The organism is Candidatus Eisenbacteria bacterium (genome assembly GCA_016867715.1).
GTDB lineage: Bacteria > Orphanbacterota > Orphanbacteria > Orphanbacterales > Orphanbacteraceae > VGIW01.
This window is the reverse complement of the sequence record VGIW01000077.1, coordinates 1-16,081: the sequence shown is the minus strand read 5'-3', so window position 1 is coordinate 16,081 and position 16,081 is coordinate 1. Positions and strand designations below refer to the sequence as shown.

General features: G+C 66.2%; 13 protein-coding genes. 1 reads left to right on the top strand and 12 read right to left on the bottom strand.

Annotated features, from left to right (window positions below; all coding sequences use genetic code 11):
• From FJY73_11395 to hypE, 12 genes are all read right to left on the bottom strand, one after another.
• Positions 1 to 95, bottom strand: a 95-nt coding sequence (locus FJY73_11395) for a bifunctional demethylmenaquinone methyltransferase/2-methoxy-6-polyprenyl-1,4-benzoquinol methylase UbiE (GenBank protein ID MBM3321270.1), incomplete at its 3' end; no start/stop codon positions are given.
• Between the two features lie 140 nt (positions 96 to 235).
• Positions 236 to 1,657 carry an RtcB family protein gene (locus tag FJY73_11390; protein MBM3321269.1) on the bottom strand — a complete coding sequence of 474 codons (1,422 nt, stop codon included), beginning with the start codon at positions 1,655 to 1,657 and terminating at the stop codon, positions 236 to 238.
• Between the two features lie 9 nt (positions 1,658 to 1,666).
• Positions 1,667 to 2,101, bottom strand: a complete 435-nt coding sequence (locus tag FJY73_11385; protein MBM3321268.1) for an archease — start codon at positions 2,099 to 2,101, stop codon at positions 1,667 to 1,669.
• 75 nt (positions 2,102 to 2,176) lie between these two features.
• On the bottom strand, positions 2,177 to 5,134 hold the full coding sequence (locus FJY73_11380; GenBank protein MBM3321267.1) for a sigma 54-interacting transcriptional regulator: 2,958 nt from the start codon (positions 5,132 to 5,134) through the stop codon (positions 2,177 to 2,179).
• A gap of 80 nt (positions 5,135 to 5,214) precedes the next feature.
• Positions 5,215 to 5,466, bottom strand: a complete 252-nt coding sequence (locus FJY73_11375) for a hypothetical protein (protein ID MBM3321266.1) — start codon at positions 5,464 to 5,466, stop codon at positions 5,215 to 5,217.
• A gap of 248 nt (positions 5,467 to 5,714) precedes the next feature.
• Positions 5,715 to 5,933 (bottom strand): hypothetical protein, encoded by a 219-nt coding sequence (locus FJY73_11370; GenBank protein ID MBM3321265.1) that lies wholly within the window; start codon positions 5,931 to 5,933, stop codon positions 5,715 to 5,717.
• A 382-nt stretch (positions 5,934 to 6,315) separates the two neighbouring features.
• Positions 6,316 to 8,430, bottom strand: a complete 2,115-nt coding sequence (locus FJY73_11365; GenBank protein MBM3321264.1) for a glycosyltransferase family 39 protein — start codon at positions 8,428 to 8,430, stop codon at positions 6,316 to 6,318.
• 150 nt (positions 8,431 to 8,580) lie between these two features.
• A complete protein-coding gene (locus FJY73_11360; GenBank protein MBM3321263.1) occupies positions 8,581 to 8,781 on the bottom strand; it encodes a hypothetical protein in 201 nt (66 codons plus the stop codon).
• Positions 8,778 to 9,368, bottom strand: coding sequence for a hypothetical protein (locus FJY73_11355; protein ID MBM3321262.1), 591 nt, complete (start codon positions 9,366 to 9,368; stop codon positions 8,778 to 8,780). Before FJY73_11355 ends, FJY73_11360 begins: the two co-directional genes overlap by 4 nt.
• The gene (locus FJY73_11350; protein MBM3321261.1) at positions 9,365 to 10,099 is read right to left on the bottom strand and encodes a hypothetical protein; all 735 of its coding nucleotides are present in this window, start codon (positions 10,097 to 10,099) and stop codon (positions 9,365 to 9,367) included. The genes FJY73_11355 and FJY73_11350 overlap by 4 nt, the downstream gene beginning before the upstream one ends.
• Positions 10,096 to 11,178: an AAA family ATPase gene (locus tag FJY73_11345; GenBank protein ID MBM3321260.1), complete on the bottom strand. Its 1,083-nt coding sequence runs from the start codon at positions 11,176 to 11,178 to the stop codon at positions 10,096 to 10,098. The genes FJY73_11350 and FJY73_11345 overlap by 4 nt, the downstream gene beginning before the upstream one ends.
• A gap of 266 nt (positions 11,179 to 11,444) precedes the next feature.
• The gene (gene hypE / locus FJY73_11340; GenBank protein MBM3321259.1) at positions 11,445 to 12,500 is read right to left on the bottom strand and encodes a hydrogenase expression/formation protein HypE; all 1,056 of its coding nucleotides are present in this window, start codon (positions 12,498 to 12,500) and stop codon (positions 11,445 to 11,447) included.
• A 671-nt stretch (positions 12,501 to 13,171) separates the two neighbouring features.
• Between hypE and FJY73_11335 the strand changes: the two genes are divergently transcribed.
• A complete protein-coding gene (locus FJY73_11335) occupies positions 13,172 to 16,066 on the top strand; it encodes an N-6 DNA methylase (GenBank protein ID MBM3321258.1) in 2,895 nt (964 codons plus the stop codon).
• The last annotated feature ends 15 nt before the right edge of the window (positions 16,067 to 16,081 follow it).

Genomic DNA, 16,081 nt, shown 5'->3' with positions numbered 1-16,081 from the left:
ATCCGTCGAACCGCTTCGCGGCGCCACCCGACATCGAGGCCGAGTGAGAGAACGCGGTTCAGGAGGTCGTACCGCCCGCTGACCCGGTCGAACATCTCCCGAACAGCCGCCCGCTGGCGCTCGACGGCGGGAGCCCCCTCGGCAAGGGAGGACGAGCCGTCGGGCCGCGGATCCGGCGAGGATTCGAAGAGACCCGCGCGGCCTTCCCCGCGGACCTTGCCCTCCGGCCCCGGCATCATCCCTTGATGACCGCGAGGGGGCGAAGGCGCGCCACCTTCCTGGAAAGACCCGCGCCGTGCACCACGTTCACCACCTCGTCGATCTCCTTGTACGCCTCGGGCGCCTCCTCGACAAGCGTGCCCCTCGACCGCGCGCGGAAACGGATCCCTTCCTCCTCCAAGCTTCTCTCCAGATCGCCGAGACGCACCACTCGCTTCGCCTCGGAGCGGCTTTTCAGACGCCCCGCTCCGTGGCACGTGCTGCCGAACGTTTCCTCCATCGCCTTCTCGGTGCCGACCAGAACATACGACCCCGACCGCATGTCGCCCGGGATGAGCACCGGCTGCCCGACGCGGCGGAAGGCTTCCGGGACGTCGGGGTGCCCCGCGGGGAAGGAGCGAGTCGCCCCCTTCCGGTGCACGCAGAGACGTCGCTCATCCCGTCCGACCCTATGGGTCTCAATCTTCGCGATGTTATGGGATACGTCGTAAAGAAGACGAAGATCGGATCCCGGGAAGAGCCGCGCGAAAACCTCGCGCGAGAGGTGGAGAAGATACTGCCGATTCGCCCAGGCGAAGTTCGCGGCCGCCGACATCGCGGCCAGATAGCGCCCGCCGGTCGAGGACCGAATCGGCACGCAGGCGAGCTGGCGATCCGGAATCGCGATCTTCTCCCGCCCCGGCTTCTGCATCGCTTGGAGGAAATCGGTCGCCACCTGGTGCCCCAGGCCGCGCGATCCGCAATGGATGAGAAGGGTCCCCCCCCCCTCGCGGAGACCGAAGACCTCGGCGACCTCCGGCTCGTAAACCGTCTCGACGTAACCGACCTCGAGAAAGTGGTTGCCCGAGCCGAGCGTTCCCACCTGGTCGCGCCCCCGCTCGATCGCGCGCTCGCTCACGGCGTCCGGGTCGGCGAGCGATAGGCAGCCGCTCTCCTCGGTCCTCTCGATGTCTTCCGCACGCCCTGCCCCCCGCGCCGCCGTCCAGCGGGCTCCTTCGCGCAGCACCGCCGCCATCTCCTTATTGTTCAGCCTGAGGTCCCCTCCGCCGCCGACGCCGCAGGGAACGCGCGCGAAAAGCGCCGACGCGAGGGCGTCCGCGTGCGGCGCGACCTCCTCGCGATCGAGATTGACGAGTGCGAGACGAACCCCGCAGTTGATGTCGTAGCCGACGCCCCCCGGCGAGATGACCCCCTCGTCGAGGTCCATCGCCGCCACGCCGCCGATCGGAAAGCCGTACCCCCAGTGGATGTCCGGCATCGCGAGCGAGCGCTCGATGATGCCGGGAAGGTGCGCTACGTTGGCGACCTGCTCGAGGCTCCGGTCCTTCCGGATTTTTTCGAGAGCCCCGCGGTCGGCGTAGATCACTCCCGGAACCCGCATCCCGCCCTTCTTCTCCAGGCGCCAACGGTACGCTCCGCTCGGAATCAGCTCGGCCATTCGAATCCCTCACACATCAAATAAAATCACAGCCCGCCATGTCCCGCTCTTCTCGACGATCTCGAGGCCGTGAAAGGTCGCCGCCTTCACCTCGCGCGCGAGCGAAGGAAAGCGGGGGCCTCCCTCGATCCCCCCGATCTCCGCGGTCATCGCCCCCTCGGAGATCGCGACGCGTCGGACGGCCGATGGAAAGAACACGCGGCCGGTCACGAGATAGATCACCTCGTTCAACCAGGAGACGAGGAGCGCCTCCGGATCGTCCCCCGCGAGGCGAACCGTGCGCCGGCTCGACCCCGAGGGCGGATCCTCGTCGAGCATCGAGCGCGCGAGCGTCTCCGCCGCGAGAGCGAAGAGACGCTCCCGCGAGAGCGCCGTCACCTCGAGGAGAACATCCGCGTCGTGCTCGAGCCAGCGCGCGGACTCCCGATCCGTCCCGTTCTTCATTCCTCGCGGGCTCCCGATGATCAGTATAGACGAGAAAAGGGGGCGCCCCCAACGCCGGGAACCGCGCGGGGCTTGCTACGGCTCGATCCCGTACCGGAGGATCTTGTTGCGAAGTCCCTTGCGCGTGAGGCCGAGTCGCCGGGCGACGCGCGACTTGTTCCCGGCGTGCTCCCGAAGCGCCTCGCGGATCACTCGTTCTTCGAGGCTCTCCACCATCTCCGCGAGGCCTCGCTCCCCCGCCGGGCGCTCCGCCTCTCCGGACCGGGCGAAATCGACGAGCTCTTCCGAGAGGGACTCGATCCCGACCGTCTCGCCGTTCGAGGCGAGGGCGACCGCGCGCTCGACCTCGTTCTGGAGATCGCGGACGTTCCCGGGCCACGGGTAGTGGACGAAGAGACGGACCGCCTCCTCGGCGAACCGCACCCCTTCCTTCCCCATCGCGCGGGAGAACTTGGCGAGGAAATGCTCCGTCAGGATCGGGATGTCTTCCGGCCGATCGCGAAGCGCCGGAAGGCGGACGGAGATTACTTTCAATCGGTAATAAAGATCGTTCAAGAATCGTTTCTTCTCGACCTCCTCTTTGAGGTCCCGATTGGAGGCGCAGATGATCCGGCAGTCGACGTGCCTTGCCTCGGGCGATCCGACCGGCTTGAACTCCCTCCGGTCGACGACGCGGAGGAGCTTTTCCTGGAACTTCCGGCTCGTCTTGTCGATCTCGTCGATGAAGACGGTCCCCCCGTCGGCCACCTCGAAGAGACCCTTCTTGGCGGCGCCGGCCCCCGTGAAGGCGTTCTTCGCGTGGCCGAAGAGCTCGCTCTCGAGAATCGTTTCGGCGAGATCCGCGCAGTTGATCGTCACGAAGGGGGCCGAATCGCCGCGCGAGATCTCGTAGGCGAGAAGCCCCTTTCCGGTCCCTGTCTCCCCCTGGAGGAGGACGGTCGTTCGCAGCCCGCTCAGCTTGCGGAGCATGTCAAGGATCTCGGTCATCCGTCTGCTCCGGGTTACGAAACCGGCGAGGGGGCGATCGCCCGATCTCGCCGGGGAGCTTGCCCGAGGAGCGGGATCCGCCGCCCGCGCCACGCCGACCAGAAACGCGAGATCGCGGCCGAGAAACGGCTTTCCGGAAAGGTCGATCGGGCGATCGACGTAGATGCCTCCCTCTCCCGCCCGGGTCGGCGCGACCATGCAGGTCCGCGAACCGCGGCCCGCGTCTCCGACGGAGAGCAAGGGCGCCACCGGACCGCCTACGATCCAAGCGGCCCCGATCGCGCGAAGAAGACCGAGCGCCTCGGGCGGCCGAATTCGGCAGCAGTCGATGGGAACGAACCCGCCGGTCGGCGCCCGGCCGAAGAGGAAACCGCGCTCGGCGTCGAGCTCCCGGAGGACGCGCTCGAGCAAGTCTTCCGGTTCGCGGATCGACTCGCGGAACGCGAGGAATCGGTTCGACTCGGAGAGGGCGCGCTCCGCGAAGCGCGTCTCGACGAGACGGCGGAGCGCTTCGATCTCGAGCGCATCCCCGCCGACGGGATCCGGGCCCCGCAAGCGTTCGGCCTTTCGGAGCAGATCCACCGCGTCCTCGAGACGCTCCGAACGGATCTTCAGGCGGGCCGACTCGATGAGCACGCGCGCGCAGTGGCTGCCGAGCCCGAGGCGTCGGAAGATCGCTTCCGCCGAAGCCAGCTCGGCGCGCCCGCCGACCCAGTCGCCGTTCTCGCCCGCGATCCGGGCCGACTCGAGAAGCGACCGGCCGAGCTCGAACGGAATGGCGCACGTCTCGAGGATCCGCACGCTGCGCGCCGCGTAGTAGGCGGCGAGCTTCGTGGTTCCGTGAAGCCGGTGCGCCGCGGCGAGCGCGCGAAGCCCGATCCCCACGAGGCGCGCATTGCGGATCCGCGCCGCCGCCCGGAGCGACTTCTTCGCGAGCGCGATCGCTTCCACCGGACGGTTCGAGGCGGCCGCTTCCTCGGAAAGACGCCGGTGGATCTCCGCAACGTGATCGCTCGTCTCCTCGATCCGTTCGGCCACCGCGAGCGACTTGGAGAGAAGCGCGCGCGCGGCGGAGAAGCGACTCCGATCGAGACACCAGGCGCCGAGCTCCTCGTACGAGGCGGCGGTCTCCCGGCGGTTTCCGCTCGCCTTCGAGAGACGCAGCGCCTCGAGCGCGTGCCGCCTGGCCTCGCTCCACTTCCGTTCATGCCGCGCGATGCGCGCGAGCGCGAGCGAAGAGAGCACGATGCCCAGGCCGTCCTTGACGGCTCTTGACATATGAAGGCTTTTCTCCGTTCGGCGCCGGGATTCCCGCCATTCTCCGCGCAGGAAGTGAATGAGACCGAGGTTCAGCATGCGGAGAGCCACGCCCGCGTAGTTCCCGAACCGGCGATCGATCTCCATCGCCTTCTTGAGCGCCTGGGCGGCGTTCTCCCATTGACAGAGGTCCTTGTAGGCGACCCCGAGGTTGTTGTACGCCTTCGCCATCCCCTCTTCGTCGTCGATCCGGCGATACGTCGAGAGCGCGTCCTGATAGAAACGAACCGCCTCGCCGCGATTCCCCCTGCGGAGGAAGATCGAACCCGAGGTGAGCTGGACGAGAGCGATCTCCCGGTTCTCGTTCGTACGGCGGAGCAGATCGAGAGCGCGAAGGGACTCGGCGAGCGCGTCGCTGTGGTTTCCCAGCCGGCGAAGGACGCGTCCCGCGAGGGCCGCGATCATCCCCGCGAGAAGAGGGTTCTCGCCGGGGGCGACGAGGCGTTCCGCACTCCGAACGAGGCGAAGCCCGTCCTCCAGCCCGCCCATCGCCAGATGAGCCCGGGCCGCCCGGTAGAGCACTCGCGCCCGCCTCCCATCGGGGAGAGCATCATAAAATGGTGAAGAGGAAATCTTTTCACACTGAAGGAGCGCCTGATCGTAGTTGTCCGACGCGAGATAGAGATCCGCGAGATCCTCGAGCCGATCGATTGTCTCGAACCGCCCGTCCTCGCGATCGCTCTCCTCGATCTCTCGATTCGCTCGGGCTCGCGGATCGTCGGAATCCATGCCCTTCCCCCTGGAGGCCGGGGCCCCCGCCTCGCGGCCGCCGGCGCGGCCGGGCGATCAGACACCTCGCGCCGCCCGATCTACGGAACGATCAACCGGACCGCCAGGACGAAGCCGCGCACAAGGGCATCCGCCGACAAGCGGCCCACCGCGCCCCCCTCTTCCGTCGGGGCCGGCGCTCCCAGCCAGATACCCTCTAAGCCGTCCGGGTCCACATCCTTCTCCGCGACCGGCTTGGGATCCGGATACGCGTCGGCACCGAAGGCGAGGGGAAGCCCCAGAGTGAGGATCGCGGCGACCGCGACGAGAGCCCGGAGGTAGCATCGAACCATGATCGCCTCCTCTCCGCACGCAGGCTGGATACCGGGGAACCGGCCTGCTAACTTCATTATACTCAACCGCCTGCGCGTGTCAAGGCGGATCTGCCTGTAGGCGCCCGGCGATTCCAGAAACAACACGAGGTCCGGAGACCGGCGCTCCGGCCCCTCCGGACCCCGTCGATCGGTTACCCCCTGGCGCTACGAGCGCTTCGATCCCCGATCGTTCGAACTCGAATCCAGTCAATAACAATGCGCCGTCTCTACGCCTCCTTCCGACCGCCTGTCTCCGCTGCGGGGCCGTTCTCTCGTTCCGGCTGTTTCAACGCCTTCCGTTCGGGCACGGCTAGATCCTCTCCTCCGCTCGGAGGGACGAGATCCGCCGCCCGTTCCCATCCGGCGTTCACCGCGCAGAAGCGGGCGATCGCAAAAGCCAAGACAAAGTACCCAACAAGCACCCCGAGAACGATCGCGATCTTCATTTACATACGCGAGACCCCCTTTCCCTCTAGGCAGGAACGGAAACCCCAGCGGACCCTCCGCAAGTTCGGTACCAGAGGACCCGCGGACGGCAACGGGGGGAGCCCTCGGGAGACCGATCGATAAAATCCACTGTCTTTCAAGAAGTTAGGAGAGGCGCTCGGGCTCGAACGCCGGCAGTTCCCCGGACCGCGCCGGTCGAGACCATGCCCAGGAGCTGACCGTGTAGCCGCTTCCTGTCTACAGACTATCCAAGAGAACCCAGCGGTTCGATGGGCAAGGTGTCGGCGAGAGGGCTTGCCGCCCAGCGATTAGCATAGCAGATCCGCGATTCACTCGCGAGCTTTTTTTCTTCTCCCGGCGCCGGGGCCGCCGCGGAAGGCCTCACTCCTCCAAGGACTGAAGAAGCCGGCGGACATCCTCGGCGCGGGGATGCCCGGGGGAGATCTCGAGAAATCGGCGCAGGTGGGGGATCGCCTCCGCTTCCCGACCTGATTGGATGAGGGCGGAGGCGAGGTTGCCGTGCACCTCCGCCTCCTCCTTCTCGGCGAGAAGCCTGCGGAGGAGCGCGATCCCTTCCTCCGGACGATCTCCCTGGCAGAGGAGCACGGCGAGGCTCATCCGGATCCGACGGCTTCCCGGATCGGCCTCCGCGGCCGCGCGAAGCGCACGCACGGCTCCCGCCCCGTCCCCTGTCCGGGCGGAGAGGATTCCGCGTTGGTGCAGCGTCTCGGGATCCCCGGGCACGAGCCTGAGAAGCGCGCCATACAGCGCGAGCGCTCCGTCGATGTGCCCGGTCTCACCGTAGAGAAAGCCGATCGTGCGGGTGAACTCGATGAACTCCCGATCGGATCCCCCCGCCGGATCGAGCCTGACGTCGGTGCGGGGCGGAGCGGCCGGATCCCGTCGAAGCACACGGATCTCAGGCCCGGCCCCCGCTTCGGACGCGAAGCGGGCGACCGGCCGGAATCGCTTCCCGATCTCCTCGTAGAAAGCGTTCTGGACCGGGAACCGAGCCGGATCGCCTCGATACCTCGCGCCGATCTCCTCGGAGAGGACCACGTAGTCGAACCACTGATACGACTCGAACCGGTAGAAACGGGCGGCGCGATCGACGTCGATCGAAAAGGAGGGGAGGATCGCGGTGCGATACCAGGGCTTCGCCTTCGTCGGGACGAGAAGCGTCTCTCGGATCGGCGCGAACTCCTCCTCCTCCGCGTACCTCCGAAGCTCGCTCGAGGAGCGGAGGTTCGGCCCGTGGGGCTCGACCAGCACGAGCGCTCCGTGCGGGACGAACGTCTCGATCCACGCGCGCGCCTCGGTTCGCGTGTCCCTCTCGCCGAGGCGAACGGCCTCCCGCCCCGTCGCGAGGGCGGGCGCGAGAAGGAGAAGAAGGACGGCCGCGGCGTGAAGGCCCGCTTTCCCGCGAAGCCCTTCGGGAAGCGCGCGGTCGAGAGCGAGCGCCGCGAGAAGCGCCAAGGGCGGAACCGCGGGGAGCGGATAGTGCGGAGCCTGCATCCGGCTCGCCGAGAGGAGGACGAAGAAGACTGCGGGAATCGGGAGGAGAACCCGCTCGACGCCCCGCGGCCGGAGGAGAGCGGCCGCGAGACCGAGCAGCGCGACGCTGAAAAGGAGCGGGCCGAACCCGTTCGCGAAGAGCGCGAGCGCTCCCTTCACCCCTTCGCCGGTCCCGCCGAAATGCCCTTCCCTCATGTGAAGACGCTCGGCGCCCACGTCGCGCAGGAACGAAGCGAAATCGAGGAGGACGTACGGGCTTGCGGCGAAGAAGACACACGCCGCGATGAGAACCGCGAGAAGAACGCGCCGAATCCGGAATGGCTCCGGGCGGAGGCGTTCGGCGAGCGGCAGGTTAAGGAGAAAGAGAGCGCCGGGGTACTTGGTGGCGGCGGCAAGGCCGGCCGCGGCGGCCGCGAAGTGAATCGCGCGCGGCCGCTCACCCCGCGCGTGCCGCACGGCGAAGAAGAGGGAAAGAACGGCGAAGAAGGTCGTCGCCACGTCCACTTCGACGAATCGGGACTTCTGGACGTGCGTCGAGTGAAGCGCGAGAAAGAGAGCCGCCGGGATCGCGACCCGACTTCCTCCCGCGGCGAGGCCGATCGCGAAGAGAACGAAGACCGTCGCCGCCCCGAGGAGAGCCGTCAGGAGCCGTCCCGCGCCCACGAAAAGAGAGGGATCGAGATGGTAAGCGGCTTGGAAGGCGGCCGCATCCGGGAACGCCCCGGCGATCCGACCCCCGGCCCGAAGGAGCGCCTGCACGCCGAACTGAAGATAGAAATAGAGCGATGGATAGTTGAAGAAGCGAGGGTTAAAATCGAAACCTTCCTCGCCCCACCCCCAGAAGCCCCACGCCTTCTGTACCGCAGTCGCCTCTTCGTAGACCTCCGGGAATCCCCAATCGAGGCGATAGAGCCTGAGAGCGAGCGCGAGAAGCGCGATCCAGAAGCCGATGAAATAGGGACTCCGCGCGCGCCGTTTCACGGGGATCCTCCGAGACGCCGAGGCGCTCGCAGGAGGACCGCGCCCCGCAGGGAGACTATACCGCGGCTCGGCGCCCGAGCGGAAGATGGCGGAGAGGATACGGCGACGCGTCCGGTCCCCTCTTAAGCGGGAATCGAGGGTTCGCGGGAATCACGGACCGGCGCGCCGAGACTCCTCTCCTTCGAGGGACCGGACGAATCCCTCGCGCGAGGGAGAGTTGTCCGGGCAGTCCGTCGGATCGATCCCGTCGACCGTTCGCTCCCACCTGGAGTTGATCGCGCAGACCTTCCCGACGACAATGGCGATCAGCACGTAGACCGCCGCGAGAAGGAGCAACCAGAGAAGGATCATCCCGCCCCCTCCCGAGGCCGCAGGCTCTCCCGCTCCTCCTCGAGGCGCGCGAAGAAGCGCTCCTCCTCCGCCGTGAGCCCCCCCGTCGAGAGGGCCTTCTCGATCACCTTCATCCGGCTTCTCTCGCGCTCCACGAGAACGACCCGTCGCCCGTCGCTGCTCTCCAGATCCCGCACCCGAAGGAGCACGAGCTCCGAAACGGCGAGCCCCGCCATCGCATCGACGAACGAAGGCGAGAAGTCCTCGCCAAGAACGATGAGATGAAGACCGCGCCCCGGATCGAGAGTGCGATCGCGGAACGCCCGCCGCAGCCATTCGACCCGGCTGCGAACGAAGGAGACGATCCGGCCTTGCCGATAGAAGGTTCGCATCTCGTCCTCGAGAACGTCGATCACGCTCACCGTTCCGTCGCTCCTCCCGCCGAGGATCGGGATCTCCTCCCCGTCCGGGAGGGGAACCCAGGTCGCGAGGATCTCGAAATCCTCAGCGACCACGGCCGGGTGCTCGATCGCCCACGAGACGAGATCGCGGTGCGCGTTCTGGCGCGCGACGATGAACGTCGTTTCGGGAGATGGGACTTTCCTCATGGCGCACCCCCGAGCACGACGTTCAGCCGGCGCACGAGGGGATCGACTCCTCCCTCGCGCCGCTCGCGCATCCGATCGAGCCTCGCCGCGAGAAGCCCGGCGACGATTTCCGGATCCCCTCCCCCCCATACCGAAAGACGCCACCCGAGGAACTCCGCCGCCGCCTCGCCGAGCCGCTCCGGGGCGAGTCGGTTCCACGGGCCGGCGGATCTCCGGATCGGCACGAGTGTCGGGAGCGTCCCCCCTTCGACCCTAGACAGTTCACGGATAAACTGATACGCGCGCCGGAGATCTTCGACCTCGCTCCCGATGAGAAGAAGGGTCGTGTCGCCGTTCCTGAGGAGCGCGCGGCTCTCCTCCGATCCTTCTCCCGCCGCGAAGAAGAGGAGCGGAGGATCCTCGCCGGCGCGGATGCGCTCCAGAAGATCCTCGCCCGTCAGCTCGCCCCCCTCTTCCCCCTGCACCCGATAGCGAACCTCCACCGAGTCGATGCGGAGAGAGGGGAACCCGCGCTCCTCGAGAACGGCGCGCAAGGCGAGGAGAAACTCCTCCCCCGGAGGGCCGGCCAGGTTCGCGACCGGAATGAGCGCGCGAGGGGGCGGGTTCGGCACGACGCGGCCTCCGGACGCAGGAGCGTCCGGCGCGCGCGCGGAAAAATAAACCTCGGAGAGGTCCTTCAGGCGGCGGGCTTTCGCCTCCTCCCCGGCGGGGGAGCGCCGGGCGGGGATCATTGGTCACCGACGAGAACGACGGAATTCCGAAATCCGGTCTCGCCGTACTCGTGAACCTCGTTCGCCGGGTCCTCGATCCATTCCCCATCCACGATGTAGCGATACTGATGGGACCCTTTGGGAACCCGGAGGCGGATCGTCCAGATTCCGCTGATCGGATCTTGCTTCATCTCGCCCCGCTGCGGGTCCCAATCGTTGAAGCGTCCCGCGAGCTGGACTCTCCGCGCGCCCGGAGCGTGCAGCCGGAAGACCACTTCTTCGCCGCGAACGGAGGGACCGAAGAGCTTCTCCTCCCACTTCCGGAGGTTCTCCACCTCGACCACCGGCGCGCTCTCCACGATCTCGGTCGCGAGAGCCACGTAATCGTTGTCGAGCTTCGAATGGCGATGCGCCCGTCCGACCGGGAGGCCCCTCGACGCCGCGTCCTTGGCGACGACCGAATGGTGGATCACCGTCTCGAAGAGCTGCTCGCCGAAACGCTCCGAGAGCGCATCGAGGAACTCGCGCGCGTAGCGGGTCTGGACGTGAAAGTCGGTCGCCAAGACGCGCACGAGGATCCGGCGCCCCGTGTTTCGCTCGACCATCTCGATCGTTTCGAGGAGCCTCTCGAGCCCGTGCACGGAGAAGCTCGACGTCTCGACCGGGATGATCGCCTCGTCGGCGGCCACGAGCGCGTTGATCGTGAGAAACCCGAGGCTCGGCGGACAGTCGACGATCACGTAATCGTACGGACGCCCGAGGTCCGCGAGCGCCTGCCGGAGGCGAAGCTCCCTCTCCGGCTCCCCGGCGAGCTCCTGCTCCAGCGAGGCGAGGGAGATGTTCGCGGGGACCACGTCCAGCTTGTCGGAGAAAGGAAGGAAGAGCTCGGAGACGGCGAAGGGCGGGCGGATCAGGGAGTCGCGAACCGTGCGATCGAGGAGGTCGGTGTCGAAGCCGAGCGCCAGGGACGCGTGCCCCTGCGGATCGAGATCGACGAGCAAGATGGTCTTCCCGAGCTCCGTCAAGGACCAGGAGAGGTTGACGGCAGTCGTGGTCTTTCCGCACCCCCCCTTCTGATTGGTAACGCAAACGGTGTTCATAGGCGCCCCCCTAGCCTGTTACCCGAACCTTCGACACGCAAAGAAAAAACCCGCCTTCGCGAAGACGGGTCCTCGACGAGATGAGAAAGACAGCGCTTACGATCCGCCGCACCTCGGCCCGTGCGCATACGAAGCATGAGCGTCGCCTCTCCTTCCGCCGCCTTTCCTCATCGAATCTTCAGCGCAACCCCCCTACTTTCACGGCGTTAAGCCACGCTAGTGAGGTTCCGTCTCACATGTCAAGAAAAAAATGAACGAGAGGCGGTCTAGCAGATGCGCGGGAGCTGTTCGCCGCTCAAGAGATCGAGGATTCTCGTCGCGCCGATGCGGCTCCGGAGCGAGACGGTCCCCGGGGTTTCCCCGATCGCCGCGCCGATGCGGCAGGCGCCCGCGGAGACCGGATACGATCGTAGGATCGCGAGCGCTCGTTCCGCCTCCGCCTCGGGTACGAAAGCGATGAAGCGCCCCTCGTTCGCCACGTAGAGCGGATCGAGGCCGAGAATCGCGCACGCCGCGTCCACGTCCTCGCGAACGGGGACGAGACTTTCATCGATCCGAATGCCGAGGGACGAGGAGACGGCGATCTCGTTCAGCGCGCTCGCGAGACCGCCGCGCGTGAGATCGCGGAGACATCGAACGTCGATCCCCTCTCGAAGAAGAGCGAGCACCGGATCGGCGACCGGCGCCGAGTCGCTCTCGATCGCGCTCTCGAACTCGAGCCCCTCGCGCACGGCGAGGATCGCCATCCCGTGGCGCCCGACGTCGCCGGAGAGAAGAACCGCGTCTCCGGCGGAAATGCTCTCCGGTCCGATGAGACGATCGGTCTCCAAGAAGCCGACCCCGGCCGTGTTGATGAAGATCCCATCCCCCTTGCCGCGCTCGACGACCTTCGTGTCCCCCGCCACCACGCGGACGCCGGCCGCGCGCGCCGCCTCGCCCATCGATCGAGCGGCGCGCCAAAGGGTCTCCATCGGGAGCCCTTCCTCGAGGATGTAACCCGCGGTCAGGTAGAGCGCTCGCGCGCCGGACATCGCGAGATCGTTCACCGTGCCGTGCACGGCAAGCGATCCGATGTCCCCGCCCGGGAAGAAGAGCGGGCGGACGACGTAGGAGTCGGTCGTGAGCGCGATCCGCCCGCTCTTCCACGGAAGAACCGCCGAGTCGTGGCGCCGATCGAGCTCCGCGTCGCGAAAGGCGGCGAGGAAGATCTTCTCGATGAGCCGTGCCATCAAGCGCCCACCCCCGCCGTGCGCGAGAAGCACGCGCGGGTACTCCTCGATCGGGATCGGGCAGGAGAGGCGGAAGTCCTCGCCGTTCGTCATGCGGACCTCCTGGGGGGCCTCGTGCGGAACGACAGGGAGGATACCATAGGAGGAGATCGGGGACGTTCCAAACGAGCGGAACTTCACGATCAATCTGCTTACGCCAGAACACAGGGAGTCCGCTCCCACGAAATCCGTCACGAAGCATTCGGGCGGCCGGGTCCTGTCGGCCATCCGTCCGCTGCGATGCTCGCCAGTCGCCCGTTCGGGCTTGGTGGCTGCGCTTCTCGCGGACGCCTGTGGCCGCCACCCGGCCGCGGTGCAGTCCGGGAGAGGAGGAACTTGCCGAGGAGAGTGGGAGCGTCGAGAGGAGAGAGAGGTGCCCCGGGAAGTGCGTGTTCCCTTGAAGGCGGTGCGCTGTTACTCGGCGGCGAGGCCAATCGTTCTCCAGCGGGCTTCTCGGAAGAGGAGGAAGTGGGGGCAAGACGAAGGTGGGCCTTTCCGGGGACGCCATACCGAATTCGGCCGCCGATCAACCGCTCGGCCCGAGCGGCGTTCACAGAAACAGCGCGGAGAGACCGAAATTATGGATGGCCCACCGGGAATTGAGTATGGCGTCCCCGGAGATGTCCCTGATAGGCGGAAGCTGTCGACGAGTGAAGGACCGCAGTAGTAGTATTCCCGGCGGCAGATAGGACCAAGGACCAGCAGATTCTCGTCGGGGACCGCCTGTGAGCAAGCCATTCGACAAAGCCAAGGACGACATCGCGAAACTCTGCAGCTACTTCGCGACGAACCGGAAGGAGTTCCTCGCGTCCGGCGTCAAGGAAGCCCACGTACGCCAGTCGCTGATCGACCCGTTCTTCGAAGCGCTCGGCTGGGACGTTCGCAACGCCAGTCGGACGGCGCCCCAGTACCGCGAGGTCGTCCCCGAGGACAGCCTCGATGTGGAGGGCCATCAGAAGGCGCCCGACTACACGTTCCGCGTCGGCACCCAGCCGAAGTACTTCGTCGAGGCGAAGAAGTGCGGCGTCAACATCGGCATCGATCCCGGACCCGCGTATCAGCTTCGCCGCTACGGCTGGAGCGCCAAGGTCGCGCTCTCGATCCTGACCGATTTCGAAGAACTCGGGGTGTTCGACTGCACGCTCAAGCCCCGCGGGAGCGACAAGGCCAGCCATGCCCGCATCCAGTACTTCCGCTCGGAGGAGTATCCCGATCGCTGGAAGGAGCTGTGGGACGTCTTCTCACGCGAGGCCGTCTGGTCGGGGGCCTTCGACGAATACGCCGCCTCCAAGCGGAAGCGGGGCACATCCGAGGTCGACGCCGAGTTTCTCAAAGAGATCGAGGGTTGGCGCGACGCCCTGGCGCGGAACATGGCCCTGCGTAACAAGGAACTTTCCTCCGACGACCTCAGCGCCGCCGTGCAACGCACGATCGACCGCGTCGTGTTCCTGCGGATGGCCGAGGACCGTGGGCTAGAGCCGTATGAGCAGCTCTTGAAGCTCTGCGAGCGGCCCGACATCTACCCCCGGTTCATGTCCGACCTCTGCCGCAAGGCGGATCAGAAGTACAACTCCGGCCTGTTTCACTTCCAGAAGGAAGCCGACGTCTCCGAGCCGCCCGACCGGATCACGCCGAAGCTCGCCGTGGACGACAAGGCTTTCAAGCCGATCATCCAGAGCCTCTACTTCGAGCACGGCTCGCCCTACCACTTCGGCGTCCTGCCTGTGGAGATCCTCGGAACCGTCTACGAGCGCTTCCTGGGCAAGGTCATCCGACTCACGGCCGGCCACCAAGCGAAGGTCGAAGAGAAGCCCGAGGTCCGCAAGGCTGGCGGCGTCTATTACACGCCCGCGTACATCGTGGACTACATCGTCAAGCAGACGGTCGGCAAGCAGATCGAGGGAAAGAGCCCCGCGCAGCTCGCCGGGGGTAAGACCCTGCCGCCGCTCCGCGTGCTCGACATGGCCTGTGGAAGCGGGTCGTTCCTCCTTGGCGCGTACCAGTGCCTCCTTGATCACGCGCTCAAGTGGTACACGGACCACAAGCCGGGAGGCCACAAGAAGGCCGTCTACCAGGATCCCCGCACCGGCGCGTGGCGGCTCACGATCGAGGAGAAGAAGCGGATCCTCACGACGCACATCTTCGGCGTGGACATCGACCCGCTGGCTGTGGAGGTTTCCAAGCTCTCGCTCCTCCTCAAAGCCCTGGAAGGGGAGAACGACGCGACCTTGACCCACCAGATGAAGCTCTTCCACGAGCGCGCGTTGCCGAACCTGTCGAACAACATCAAGTGCGGGAACTCGCTCATCGGGCCGGACTACTTCACGGAAGCGCTCTCCCTCGAACCCGATGAGCTCAAGCGTGTCAACGCATTCGATTGGAAAGCTGCGTTTCCTGACTCTATGAAGGCCGGCGGCTTCAGCGCGGTCATCGGCAATCCTCCCTATGGTGCATCCTTCGGCGAGAAGACCGAGCCCTACCTTCGGAGTCGTTTCCGCTCTCTCGCGAATTCGCTTGATTCGTTCATCATGTTCGTGGAGCAGGCAGGAGACCTGCTGAGACCACACGGGCACCTCGGCCTGATCATACCCTCGGGCTGGGTTTCCACGCCCTCGTCCCGAAAGCTCCGCGACCGATTCGCCGAGCAGTTTCGTCCCGGCGTCGTTGTTTCGCTACCGTACGACGTATTCTCGGGAGCCTACATTGACACCGTCATCGTTGTCGCTGAACGCATGGCTCCCGGCATACGCTGGACGGATCTCGAAGACACGAGTGTCGGCCTGGTCGTCTTTCCGGTTCGGCGGAAGGTAGAGAGTCAGATGGACTTCGACTCCTTCAGGAAGGTAGGCGACTTCGCCGAATGGCTTAGATCGCCGGACAGGGAGTTCCTGGTGTTGTCCTCCAAAGCGGAGGCGGCTCTGGTCGCGAAGCTCCGGGGAAGTTCCGGGACCTTCAACTCCGTCGTCGAGGTGATGCGAGGTATCGAGACCTATCGCCCTCGTCCCGCGCGTGAGTGCCGGATGCCGAAACGAGCCTTCAACGGCGAGATGCTCCGTTACGATTTGGACCTCGGCCCGGAGGCATACGAAGGCTATCCCGCCGATATTGCGGCAGGAAAGCCGATCAAGTTCTTCAGCGGCCCCCGAATTCTTCTGCGCCAGCTCCTCAGCCGGAGATTCCGGCTGCAGGCTGTGTATTCTGAAGCCGAGTTCCTGACGAATCAGTCCGTTCAGAGCTTGATTCCCCGAGGAACGTCTCCTCATGTGAAGGCCATCCTGGCCATCCTCAACAGCCGTCTTCTCTCGTGGTACTTCTGCCAGTTCAACATGGTCGCGCGCCGCGACGACTTTCCCAAAACTATCATCAAACAGACCCGGGAGCTGCCCTTCCCCAGTATCGCCCCGGAAGGACCCGCGGACAAAGCTACGCACGACAAGCTGGTGCTCCTGGCGGACAGGATGCTCTCACTGACGCCAAAGCTGCGCCAAGCGGCATCCGAGGCGGAGAAGGCCGCGTTGCAGGCCACGCTCGCGAAGACCGACTCCGAGATCGACCGCCTCGTGTACGACCTGTACGGGCTGACCGAGCAGGAGATCACGATCGTGGAGGGGGAGAGGTGATGGAGTGCGCCAGGA